This is a genomic window from Flavobacterium sp. (assembly GCF_036782315.1).
Classification (GTDB): domain Bacteria; phylum Bacteroidota; class Bacteroidia; order Flavobacteriales; family Flavobacteriaceae; genus Flavobacterium.
This window is the reverse complement of the sequence record NZ_DAIPZK010000003.1, coordinates 121,101-134,098: the sequence shown is the minus strand read 5'-3', so window position 1 is coordinate 134,098 and position 12,998 is coordinate 121,101. Positions and strand designations below refer to the sequence as shown.

The following is a 12,998-nucleotide window of genomic DNA, read 5'->3' as shown; positions in this document are numbered from 1 at the left end:
GAATATGTCACGTCATCAAGATAGCGATAAACGTCATCCAGGTTCAGGAAGACAAGGAGGTTACAAGAAAAATAGTAATTCAAGAGGGAATGCACCAATTCGTAAAGCGCCTTCTAAATTTGGACCAAAACCAGATGCTCCAAAGTCGAATAAACCAAAACAACCATCTAATCCAGACGAAATTCGTTTGAATCGTTATATTTCTAATTCGGGTGTTTGTAGCAGAAGAGATGCGGATATTTACATTCAAAGCGGAAACGTAAAAGTAAATGGCGAAGTAGTAACCGAAATGGGTTATAAAGTAAAATTGACTGATGTTGTACAATTTGATGGTGTGAACATTACGCCAGAAAAAAAAGAATATATTTTATTGAACAAACCAAAAAACTTCTCTACTTCAGGTGATGAAGAAAAAGGTTCTGCTAATGTTTTGGATTTGGTTCGAAATGCTACTAAAGCAAAGTTACAACCTGTAGGAAGAATGGATAAAACTACAACGGGTTTGTTATTGTTTACCAATGATAATGAAATTATTCAAAAATTCACAGCTCCAAACCAACGTTCGTCTAAAGTATATCAAGTGACTTTAGATAAAAACTTAAAATTTGAAGATTTAGAGCGCATCCAAAAAGGATTAACTATCGAAGAACACCGCGTTTACGTTGAAGAAATATCCTATATCGAAGACCAACCAAAGAGTGAAATCGGTTTGAAAATGAAAACTTCGAATGTAAAAATTGTTCGTAAAATTTTCGAACATTTGAAATATAACGTTTTAAAAGTAGACCGAGTAACATTCGCAGGTTTAACCAAGAAAAATTTACCAAGAGGAGATTGGAGATTCTTAACTGAACAAGAAATCATTAATCTTAAAAATGCTTAAACGTATTTTTTAAAACATATAGACACTTAGATTATTCTTTGTGTCTTTTTTTTAAATTTTTCACAACGCTATGTTTTCTATGCAGAGTGAAACGACTTTTTTTAAAACTATGAAACCTATATGTCTATGTGTTTCAAATAAAAAATAGTGTAATCTATGCCCAATCAACTACAACAAATCGCCATTAAATGGTTTGATGCTTTTAATACGAAAAACTTAGAGAAGTTACTAGAACTATACGACGACGAAGCCCAACATTTCAGTCCGAAATTAAAAATTCGTCAACCCGAAACTAATGGCTTAATCATTGGAAAAGAAGCGATGCGCGTTTGGTGGCAAGACGCATTTGATAGATTACCAACATTGCACTACAAAGTAACTTCATTAACCGCTAACACTGATCGAGTTTTTATGGAATACACTCGTCAAGTAGCAGGCGAAGCCGATATGTTAGTAGCTGAAGTTTTAGAAATTAAAGAAGGGAAGATTGTGTTTTCTAGGGTGTATCATGGGTAAAAATCTCTTTGTTGTCATTTCGACATAAGGAGAAATCACATAATATTAAACTTTTATAGATGACCATTTATCAATTAAAGAGGTGATATGGCTTGTTAATGGTGTAGATTCTCCATCTATTGTAAGACTTTCGACTTCCAAATCTATTAGTAAATCAATTATGTCGTTTAATTGTTTTTTTGATAAATCTATTTTGTAATGATTAGTTTCTAAATCTTCCTTTTTGTTGTGTTTTTCAGGTTTAGGAATTTTGTTGTTGTTTAAGGTATCGAGTAGCCTATCTACTAAAGTGTTATTTTCAGTTTTTGCCAATTCGTTAATTGTAGATTTAATCGTAAGATAATCAATGATATTTTTCATTTTGTTTACCTACATTTAAATTACCCTTCAAAAACATAATCCGCATAAACCTGCTCAATCTCAGTAAACACATCCAATAATTGATTGATCCCATCTGTGGTGACCAATTTTTGTTTGTATTCTTTAAAACCGTGAATGCCTTTGAAATAATTGGTATAATGACGACGCATTTCGTTGATGCCTAAACGTTCGCCTTTCCATTCTACGCTCCAAATTAAGTGATTTTTTGCGGCTTCAATTCGGTCATTCATGCTTGGTGGCGCTAGTTTTTCTCCTGTGGCGAAATAATGTTTAATTTCATTAAAAATCCAAGGATAACCAATCGCAGCGCGACCAATCATCATGCCATCTAAACCGTATTTATTTTTGTATTCCAAAGCTTTTTCTGGAGAATCGATATCGCCATTTCCAAAAATTGGCATCGTAATTCTCGGATTTTCCTTCACTCGTTGAATGTGCGACCAATCGGAATGCCCTTTGTACATCTGTGCACGAGTTCTAGCGTGAATCGTTAAGGCTTGAACACCAATATCTTGCAAACGTTCGGCAACTTCGTCAATATTAATCGAATTTTCATCCCAACCTAAACGCGTTTTTACAGTAACAGGTAAGCTTGTTCCTTTGATAACGGCTTTTGTTAAGCGAATCATCAAATCTACATCTTTTAAAACCCCAGCTCCAGCACCTTTACAAACTACTTTTTTAACAGGACAACCAAAATTGATGTCGACCAAATCAGGTTGAACGGTATCTACAATTTTAGCACTCATTTCCATCGCTTCTTCATCACCACCAAAAATCTGAATTCCAACTGGACGTTCGTAATCGAAAATATCCAATTTTTGCTTGCTTTTCATCGCATCACGAATCAAGCCTTCCGAAGAAATAAATTCAGAATACATTAAATCAGCTCCGTGTAATTTACATAAACGACGAAATGGTGGGTCGCTTACATCTTCCATTGGGGCTAATAATAAAGGGAAATCAGGTAGTATGATGTTACCAATTTTAGGCATGGTGCTTCAATTTTTTTGCAAAGATAAGAAATTTTTAAACCTGACAGGTTTCTGAAACCTGTCAGGTTTAAATTCCAAAACTTTAGCTTATATTTGCAGATTAAACGAACAAGAGTTTGGAAGATGAAAATGGCTCTTGTACCTGAACTTTACATTGAAAGATGAAACACATTAGAAATTTCTGCATTATTGCACACATTGACCACGGAAAAAGTACGTTAGCCGACAGATTGTTGAGTGCTACACAAACCGTTTCGGCTCGCGAAGAAAAAGCTCAGTTACTAGATAACATGGACTTAGAGCGCGAACGTGGTATTACCATAAAAAGTCACGCCATTCAAATGGAGTACAAATACAAAGGAGAAGATTATATCTTAAACTTAATTGACACTCCAGGTCACGTAGATTTCTCGTATGAGGTTTCTCGTTCGATTGCGGCTTGTGAAGGCGCTTTGTTGATTGTAGATGCGGCGCAAAGTATTCAGGCACAAACGATTTCAAATTTGTATTTGGCGTTAGAAAATGACTTGGAAATTATCCCAGTTTTAAATAAAGTAGATTTACCTAGTGCTAATCCTGAAGAAGTTAGTGACGATATTATCGATTTATTAGGTTGTAAATTAGAAGATATTATTCATGCTTCTGGAAAAACAGGTTTTGGTGTTGAAAATATTTTGGCAGCGATTATTGAGAAAATTCCAGCCCCAAAAGGTGATCCAAACGAACCACTTCAAGCTTTGATTTTCGACTCTCATTATAACCCGTTTAGAGGAATTGAAGTAATTTTTCGTGTGATTAACGGAGAAATGAAAAAAGGGCAGAAGATTAAATTCATGGCTACTGGAAATGAATACTTTGCTGATGAAGTGGGAACTTTGAAATTAAATCAAGTTCCAAAAAGTGTGATTTCAGCTGGAGATGTAGGATATCTAGTTTCTGGAATTAAAGAGGCAAAAGAAGTTAAAGTTGGTGATACAATTACCGATGCCAAAGAGCCAACTCAAAATGCAATTCAAGGATTTGAAGATGTAAAACCAATGGTTTTTGCTGGAATTTATCCTGTAGATACAGAAGATTACGAAGACTTACGTGCTTCAATGGAAAAGTTACAATTGAATGATGCTTCGTTAGTTTTCCAAGCGGAGAGTTCGGCGGCTTTAGGATTTGGTTTCCGTTGTGGATTCTTAGGAATGTTACATATGGAAATTATCCAAGAGCGTTTAGAGCGTGAGTTTGATATGACGGTTATTACTACGGTTCCTAACGTTTCGTACCATGCATTTACTAAAAAAGAGCCTGATACTATTTTAATTGTAAACAATCCTTCGGATTTACCAGAGCCTTCAAAATTAGATAGAGTAGAAGAACCATATATCAAAGCAACCATTATTACAAAAGCGGATTTCGTAGGAAACGTAATGAGTTTGTGTATCGAAAAACGTGGTTTAATTACAAATCAAACCTATTTAACAACGGAGCGTGTTGAGCTGAATTTCGATATGCCATTAGCGGAAATCGTATTTGATTTTTATGATAGATTAAAAACAGTTTCTAAAGGATATGCTTCTTTTGATTACCATCCAATAGGAATGCGTGAATCGAAATTAGTACGTTTGGATGTGTTATTAAATGCACAACCAGTAGATGCGCTTTCGGCTTTAATTCACGAAAGTAATGCGTATAATATTGGTAAAAAAATGTGTGAGAAGCTAAAAGAATTAATCCCAAGACAACAGTTTGATATTCCTATTCAAGCTGCAATTGGGGCAAAAGTAATTGCTCGTGAAACTATTAAAGCTTTAAGAAAAGACGTAACAGCAAAATGTTATGGTGGAGATATTTCGCGTAAACGTAAACTTTTAGAGAAACAGAAAAAAGGTAAAAAACGTATGCGTCAGGTTGGAAATGTAGAAATTCCACAAGAAGCGTTCATGGCGGTTTTGAAGCTAAACGATTAGTAATTAATTACATAATTAACAAAAAGTTTGAATATTTAATAATGTTCAAACTTTTTCTTTTTTAATTTCTTTTTAAATCTCTTTTTTTGTTATATTTATATCAATTATTTTAAATTCTTAACAGATTTTGAAAAGACTACTCTATATATTCGCCTTTATATATTCTAATTGTTTGTTTTCGCAAGCTATAACAGTTGATAATTCATCTTATACTCCCGCGCAATTAGTTAATTTACTTTTGGGAAATTCTTGTGTTCAAGTTTCAAACATTTCGGTTTCATCAACCCAATCAGTAGCGTATTTTAATAGAAATGGCTCAACATTTCCTATTACAGAGGGAATTATTATTAGAAATGGTGTGGCGGCTTTTACACAAGGGCCTTATACAGGGGTTAATTTGAGTAGTTCTGTAACAGCAGCAGGTGATGCTTTTTTGCAAAATTTAAGTAATAGCATTGGAGGAACAAGTCCAATTGTAAATGCCGAATTTTTAGAGTTTGATTTTATTCCGCTTTCGAATAGTTTTAGTTTTAATTTCCTGTTCGCTTCAAACGAATATGGTTTTTATCAATGTGAATTCAGTGATGTTTTTGCTTTTGTTTTAACCGATTTGTCTTCTGGAGTTTCAACAAATCTCGCTGTGATTCCAGGTACAAGTACACCAGTTTCGGTTACTACAATTAGAAATAGTATTTACAACGATCCATCGAGTCCTAATAATAGTTGCGCTTCTACTAATCCAAGTTTTTTTGGAACATATAATGTGGGTAATCCTACTTCGGCTTTGAATATGAGGGGACAAACTGTGGTTATGAATGCTTCTTCAACAGTCGTTCCAAATACGCCGTATAGAATTCGATTAGTGATTGGTGACTATGCAAATACTGGTTTTGATTCTGCAGTTTTCATAGCTGCTGGAAGTTTTACCACTACTTTAGATTTAGGGAATGATCAAATTATTTGTTCAGGAGATGAAGTTCTCTTGAATACCAATTTAGATAATACCTTCACTTATACTTGGTACGAAAATGGAAATCCTATTCCAGGTGAAACCAATTCAACTTATACAGTAACTCATGCAGGAACTTATGCGGTTGAAGCGGTAAGAGGAACTTGTGTTATTACAGATACTATCGTCTTTACTGATTTGGCAGTTACAAATCCGTCAAACTTACTTACTTGTAATACAGGCGCTGCAACTTATAATTTTAATCTTACGGCTAATAATGAAGCTACTTTAGGTATTGATACCACTATTTACGATGTTTTTTATTATGAATCACTTGCTGATATTACGGCTAACAATCCCATTCCGAACGGAAATTTAGCAACTTATTCTAGCGCTGGTGGCCAAACGATTTATATTAAAATATTTAATACCATTTCAGGAAATTTCTGTGATGCGCAATATCCTTTTGATTTGATTGTTAATAATGCTGCTGTTGCAACTCCTCCTAGTCCAATTTCTATTTGTGAAGGGCAAGGAGGGACTAATTATACTTTTACAAGTACAACAACCAATGAAGTTTTGAATGGACAATCGCCAGTAAATTATACGGTAACCTATTATAATTCGGTTGGAGATGCTACTTCAGCAACAAATCCTATAACATCTATTTCAATTCCAATTGGAACACCAACAATTACAGTTGGAATTCGAATTCAAGATAACTCGAATCCAAGTTGTTTTGATGTTACTTCGGTTACTATAACGGTTAATCCTTTACCATTAGTAGATGATATTCCAGATCCAATAGAATGTAGCCAGTTTACTTTACCTGTTATTGTAAATGGAACTTATTATCTTTTACCGGGTGGTCCAACGACTCCTGGTCAAGTGCAATTTAATATTGGAGATATTTTAGTAGATGGTGGGACTTACTACATTTTTGCTGGTCCTGATGCTAATGGTTGTACCAATGAATCCAGTTTTAACTTAACTTTGATTGAAGAATATGTCCCACAGTTAGACCATTGTGGTAGATTTGTGGTACCTACACCTCCAGAAAATGTTGGTAATTTTTACACACAACCTGGAGGGCCAACTGGAACTGGAGTTGTCGTTCCAGCTGGCACAGAGTATTTAAATACTACGGCAACAACTTTTACGGTAACCTTATATTATTACGCTGAAATAAACGGAGTGTTTTGTAGAGATGAACAATTTGTTTTTTATGTTCATCCTTTGCCATTGGTTGATGACCCTGCTGATGTTGTTACTTGTAACAGCTATGTTTTACCTGCTTTAACAAATGGAAATTATTTTTCTGGGCCTAATGGAACTGGAACTCCTTTGTTTGCAGGTGATGTAATAAGTGTAAATGGACCAAATTTTCCTGGCGTTTATTATGTTTATAATCAATTGGCACATACCACAAGTTCAGGAACTCCCGGGAATTGTACACTTCAAAACGATTTTAGAATTGATTTGGTAGATACAACGGTTTTTACAGCTACTTCCGGTTGTGGTGTTTATACGTTACCTGCAGTTCCTTTCGGAGGGTATTATACTGCGCCTAATGGTGGTGGAACTCAAATTACCGATTTGAACATAACTTCATCGCAAGTGGTTTACTATTTTACGAATACGACTACATTACCCAATTGTACTTCTAACTTAAATTATAACATTACGATTCATCCGTTACCTTTAGTAGATACCATTCCAAGTGGAACTCATTGCGGTGAGTTTGTTTTACCTGTTTTGACTAATGGAACGTATTATACTTTATCTGGTGGCCCAACAATTCCTGGACAAGTGCAGTTAAATGCTGGTGATAGAATTGATTTATCGGGTGTGAATTTATCACCGGGAACCTATTATATTTACAATGGTATTGATGCTAACGGCTGTGAAAACGAATCAAGTTTTACCATTACTTTAAATCCATTTCCACCTGCAGATAATGTTATCAGTAGAACGGAGTGTTTGCCTTACTCCATTACAACTCCAGTTAACGGAACTGTATATACAGCACCTGGTGGGCCAAGTGGCGGTGGAACGATCGTTTCTTCAACTCAAGTTTTTGATACTACTCAAACTTTCTATTTGTATAACATTGATACCACAACAGGTTGCGAAATCAATCGTCCTTTCACGATTACTTATAACGGTATTAATTTACCAAATTATACAAATGTGAATGTGTGTGAATTTGAAAATTATCAATTACCCGCATTAACCCACGTGGCACCTACACCTTTTAATTATACTATTGGTTATTTTTATGCACCAAATGGTGTAAATCCTGTGCCGCCTGGAACTGTTTTTAATACGCCTAATACTACAACAACAATTTATGTCTATGCCGTAAACGGAGACCGAATCATTTGTACGCAAGAAGATAGTTTTGATATTATAGTTTCCGAAACTCCAAATTTAGCAGCTTTAGGATTGGTTTTCGATAATGAAGAATGTGGAAATTATGTATTGCCAACATTGCCAACAACAACGTATAATATTGGTTATTATTCTCAGTCAGGGGGTAATGCTGCTGATTCAATTACGAATTTGAACATTACGACTCCTGGAACTTATACCTACTATGTGTACGCTTCCGCTATTGGTAATCCGAATTGTAATGATGAAATTTCATTCACATTTACTGTTCATCCTTTACTTGATATCGTGATTCAAGGAGGAATTATTTGTGTAGATTCTCAAACGGGAGATGTGTTACGAACATTTACGATGAATTCTGGTTTAAATCCTGCCTTTTTTACGGTGAATTGGTATTTGAATGGTAATTTAATGGGTACTGGACCAAGTTATACTGCTTCACAAGCTGGAGTTTACACCGTTGAATTTATCAAACTTACACCTGATGTGGGAGCAAATTGTAATTATAATACGACTACTGTAACAATTACGCAATCAGGACCTGCTGTGGCTGATTTTACTGTAAGTACACCGTTTGAAAATAACACGTTCATTACAGTGAATTTAACCGGTGGGTTTGGAGATTATCTCTATCAATTGGTTTATCCAGATGGAAGCGTCACTGAATATCAATCGAGTAACGTCTTTACAAATTTACCAACTGGAGCATATTACGTAAATATTTACGATATTTTAGGTGGTTGTTCGCCAACAATTGTAGGTCCAATTTATATTATTAATTATCCAAATTACTTTACACCAAATGCAGATGGAGTTAACGATAATTGGAATATCTGGGATTTAAGTCATCAACCCGATGCGGTGATTAATATTTTTGATCGTTATGGTAAATTCTTGAAACAAATGTCGCCTGCAAGTTCAGGTTGGGATGGTACTTTTAATGGAGAAAAATTACCTTCAACTGATTATTGGTTTACCGTAGAATATTTACCTCAAAATGAAACTACTAAACAAATTTTTAAAGCACACTTTTCTTTAAAACGATAATTTATTAACATTAACAATTGACTCATTTTCTTTTTGTGAAAGTTGAAGTAACTTTACCAAATGTATGCTTTAGTCGATTGTAATAATTTTTACGTTTCATGTGAACGAGTTTTTCAACCTCAGTTAAATGGCAAACCAGTTGTGGTATTGTCTAATAATGATGGTTGCATTATTTCGCGTAGTAATGAAGCTAAAGCATTAGGAATTTCCATGGGTGCGCCCGAATTTAAAGTTCGTGATTTGATAAAACAACATAATATTCATGTTTTTTCTTCTAATTATGCATTGTATGGGGATTTGAGTCACCGCGTGATGAAAACGCTAGAACATTTTACACCTAATGTGGAAGTCTATAGTATTGATGAAGCTTTTTTGAATTTTTCAGGTCAAAATATATTAGATTATCATGAATATGGTTTGCAAATTCGTAAGCGTATTATAAAGTGGTTAAGTATTCCCACAGGAATTGGTTTTGCACCTACTAAAGCATTATCAAAAATAGCAAATCATATTGCTAAGAAATTTCCTGAGCGAACACAAGGAGTTTATGTAATTGATACCGATGAAAAACGAATCAAAGCGTTAAAATGGACTAAAATTGGTGATGTTTGGGGAATTGGTTTTCGTTTAAATAAGAAAATGCATGCCAAAGGAATCTTAACTGCGTATGACTTTACTTTACCTCATAATGAAGGGTTTATTCGTAAAGAAATGGGAGTGGTTGGAATGCGGTTGAAGTATGAGCTTGAAGGTAAATCGGTGTTAGAAATGGAGGAGCCAAAAGCTAAAAAAAACATTGCGGTTACCCGTAGTTTTGAAAAAGACATATCTGATTTCAATGAGCTTAAAGAACGCGTCGTAACTTTTGCTAGTGTTTGTTCCGAGAAATTGCGAAAACAAAACTCGTGTTGTTATGGTGTTATTTTGTATTTGAGTAAAAATAAATTCAAGGCAGACGGTTCAAAATATAGTTTTTATCGTTTACAAACGTTAACTTTTCCAAGTAACACAGCATTTTCAATTAGTGGTTTGGCAGTACAAATGTTAAACGAATTATACGAAGAAGGCGCCGTTTATAAAAAAGCAGGCGTAATTGTTACTGAGATTATTCCGTCTAATCAAAAGCAGTTTCATTTGTTTGATGAGGAGAATCCAAAGTTTCAAAGGTTGATGGAAGTTATGGATGCTTATCATGAAAAAGTAGGTGAACGTAAAATAAGATTGGCAAATCAAGATTTGAAAAGAACATGGAAAATGAAGCAGAATCATTTGTCAAAACGGTATACAACTAATTTTAATGAACTATTGGAAGTGCAATGCAAGTAAAACCAAAAATAACATTCTTCATTCCTGATTTAGAGAATCCTATTCCAACTTCTTTCATTACAGGAGAAATAAAAGCGGGTTTTCCCTCGCCAGCAGCTGATTTTGAGGAGCTTAAATTGAGTTTAGATCATCTGCTCATTAAAAATAAAGAAGCTACATTTTACGCAAAAGCCAGTGGAAACTCAATGATTGGAGCAGGAATTGATGATGGTGATATCTTAGTAATAGATAGAAGTTTAGAGCCAAGAAACAATGCTATCGCGGTTTGTTTGATTGACGGTGAGTTTACGGTAAAACGAATTAAGAAAGATAATGATGAGGTGTATTTAATGCCTGAAAATCCGCAGTATGAGCCTATAGTGATTAGAGAAGAAAATCAATTAATCATTTGGGGAATTGTAACGTATGCTATCAAACAAATGAAATAAAAAAAGAGGCTGATAAAAAATATCAGCCTCTTTTTTATGAGTAAATAGCTATTAGAAATTAGCTCTATTGTCTTTAATATCCGCTTTGTCTTTTAAAGCTGTGAAAACTTTAGAAATGGCATAAGATTGATTTTGAGCTCTTTCTTGTGTAATGTAAGTTGTATAACTTGGAACTCCTGGAGCTTTAGTTACAGCTTTTGCTCTTACCATAAACATACCTGAATTTCCTTCAATAATTTCTGAAGTTTTACCAGCAGCTAAACCAAATGCTTTACCCACTACTTTAGGTTCGCTACCAATATTTGGAAGAACAGGCATTTTTAACGAAACTCCTAATGCTGGTTGAACAGAAGCACCAGATGCTTTTGCTACAGCCTCTAAAGAAGCGCCAGCCATTTTCTTCTTAATAATTTCAGCTTTTTTCTGATTTCTAATGATTGGTTCAACAGATTGTTTTGCAATATCAATAGGTAATAAACCACTAGTATTTTTGTCTTTTAATTTTGCAATAACAAATCCTTGTGGTACTTCAAAACGTCTAACATCACCTACTTCAGTATCTTTGTTAAAAGACCATCTTACAATTTCTCTTTGAGAACCTATTCCTTGAACATACTCATCATAACCTTTTAAGTTTGTTGCTGGAATAACCTCTAAACCTGCTTTTTTAGCTAAAGCTGCAAAGTCAGAATTTTCATTAGCGTCTGCTTCTAATTGACTTGCTTTAGTGTAAATCGCATCAATCGTAGCTTCAGAAGGTTGAATTTTTTGAGCAACAGTTCCCATTAAAACAGCATCGTATTTTTCAGAAACTTTCATCACGTGGAAACCAAATTCTGTTTCAACAAGTCCAATTGTTCCAGCCGGATTGTTAAATACAAAATCATTGAATTTTGGTGTCATTTGACCTGGGGTGATATTGTCATATTCACCACCATTGTTTTTTGATCCTGGATCATCAGAATTAGTCATTGCTAACATAGCAAAGTTAGCTGGATTTGCTTTTGCTTGTGCTAATAAATCATTAGCTAGAGCTTGTGCTTCTTCTTTTGTTCTAGTTGCAGAAGAACGTTCTGCTCCTTTGAATGCAATTAAAATATGACTTGCTTTTGCACTAGCATTAGCTTTTCTTTTAATCATTTTTGAGATACATTGATGACCATTGAAAACATATGGGCCATAAACTCCACCAATTGGTAAGTTAAATAATGCTTCTTGATAGTCTAAAGGTAAATCTTTTTTAGCTAAATAGGTAGAGTCAAATTTAATGTCTGAATTTGCATTAACGAATTCACCAACATTCACAACTGAATCAAATTTAACTTTAACTTCTCCAATAGAAGATAACATTGCTTGCTCATCTTCTTTAGAAGGTTTGTTTTCAACTAAAACAAAATCAATACTTGTAGTATTATCTGATTTATATTTTTTAGGAGATTTTTTCATGAAATCGATAATCTCAGCATCAGAAACTTTTACCTGATCATCGTTTACAGTTGAAAAAGCAACCGTTACATAATCAAAATCTGCTTTATCGTTTTCTAACTGATATTGAAATTTACCTTCAGCTTTAGTAGTGTAAACACCAGATTTAATCATAGTGTTGTACATTTGTTCAACTGCAAATCTTTCAATATTTGCTTCAAATTCCTTCCATTGTAACCATTGTGTTTGGTCTGGAGCGTTTTTGATTCCTTTTAAAAATTCTTTGAATTTATTTTCGTCAAACTGACCCGCAGCATTCAAAAATTGAGGATTTTGAGCCAAGTTAGGGTTTTGTTTGATAACGTTAATTAATTGTTCGCTACCAATTTTCAAGCCTAATTTGTCAAATTCTTCAGAAAGGATAATTCTTCTAACTTCTTGTTCCCAAGCACTATTCATAGCTTGAGTTGTGCTAGTTCCTTGTCCTTGTTTTTCAATCATTGCCACATTTTGCATGAATTGTTGTGCTTCAATGTCTGTTCCGTTAACTGAACCTACATCACTAGCTCCACTGCCAAATGTGCCACTTTGAATTACATCTGCTAATACAAATGAAAACAATGCTAAAGCAATGATAATAATTAGGAAGAATGAACGTTGTCTAATTTTAGATAAAACTGCCATTTTTATTTGTGTTTA

The 12,998-nt window shown here is 34.3% G+C and carries 9 protein-coding genes; 6 read left to right on the top strand and 3 right to left on the bottom strand.

The window, feature by feature from the left end; all coding sequences use genetic code 11:
- The first annotated feature begins 4 nt into the window (after positions 1-4).
- The gene (locus V7P59_RS04265; protein WP_333808925.1) at positions 5-883 is read left to right on the top strand and encodes a pseudouridine synthase; all 879 of its coding nucleotides are present in this window, start codon (positions 5-7) and stop codon (positions 881-883) included.
- A gap of 156 nt (positions 884-1,039) precedes the next feature.
- Positions 1,040-1,399 carry a nuclear transport factor 2 family protein gene (locus V7P59_RS04260; protein WP_026725323.1) on the top strand — a complete coding sequence of 120 codons (360 nt, stop codon included), beginning with the start codon at positions 1,040-1,042 and terminating at the stop codon, positions 1,397-1,399.
- Between the two features lie 45 nt (positions 1,400-1,444).
- Here the strand turns inward: V7P59_RS04260 and V7P59_RS04255 are convergent, their stop codons facing one another.
- Positions 1,445-1,759 carry a hypothetical protein gene (locus V7P59_RS04255; protein ID WP_333808924.1) on the bottom strand — a complete coding sequence of 105 codons (315 nt, stop codon included), beginning with the start codon at positions 1,757-1,759 and terminating at the stop codon, positions 1,445-1,447.
- 20 nt (positions 1,760-1,779) lie between these two features.
- Entirely contained in the window at positions 1,780-2,775 is a 996-nt protein-coding gene (dusB, locus tag V7P59_RS04250) for a tRNA dihydrouridine synthase DusB (protein ID WP_333808923.1), read from the bottom strand.
- Positions 2,776-2,936: 161 nt separating this feature from the next.
- Here dusB and lepA point away from each other — a divergent pair, with 161 nt between their 5' ends.
- The 4 genes from lepA to V7P59_RS04230 all read left to right on the top strand — a co-directional run bounded on the left by lepA (position 2,937) and on the right by V7P59_RS04230 (position 10,874).
- Entirely contained in the window at positions 2,937-4,733 is a 1,797-nt protein-coding gene (gene lepA / locus V7P59_RS04245) for a translation elongation factor 4 (protein ID WP_333808922.1), read from the top strand.
- 127 nt (positions 4,734-4,860) lie between these two features.
- On the top strand, positions 4,861-9,120 hold the full coding sequence (locus tag V7P59_RS04240) for a T9SS type B sorting domain-containing protein (RefSeq protein WP_333808921.1): 4,260 nt from the start codon (positions 4,861-4,863) through the stop codon (positions 9,118-9,120).
- A 60-nt stretch (positions 9,121-9,180) separates the two neighbouring features.
- The gene (locus V7P59_RS04235) at positions 9,181-10,446 is read left to right on the top strand and encodes a Y-family DNA polymerase (RefSeq protein ID WP_333808920.1); all 1,266 of its coding nucleotides are present in this window, start codon (positions 9,181-9,183) and stop codon (positions 10,444-10,446) included.
- Complete coding sequence (locus V7P59_RS04230) at positions 10,437-10,874, top strand: LexA family protein (RefSeq protein ID WP_333808919.1); 438 nt, start codon at positions 10,437-10,439, stop codon at positions 10,872-10,874. The genes V7P59_RS04235 and V7P59_RS04230 overlap by 10 nt, the downstream gene beginning before the upstream one ends.
- Positions 10,875-10,925: 51 nt before the next feature.
- Here V7P59_RS04230 and V7P59_RS04225 read toward each other — a convergent pair whose 3' ends face one another.
- A complete protein-coding gene (locus tag V7P59_RS04225) occupies positions 10,926-12,983 on the bottom strand; it encodes a peptidylprolyl isomerase (RefSeq protein ID WP_333808918.1) in 2,058 nt (685 codons plus the stop codon).
- Positions 12,984-12,998: the final 15 nt, after the last annotated feature.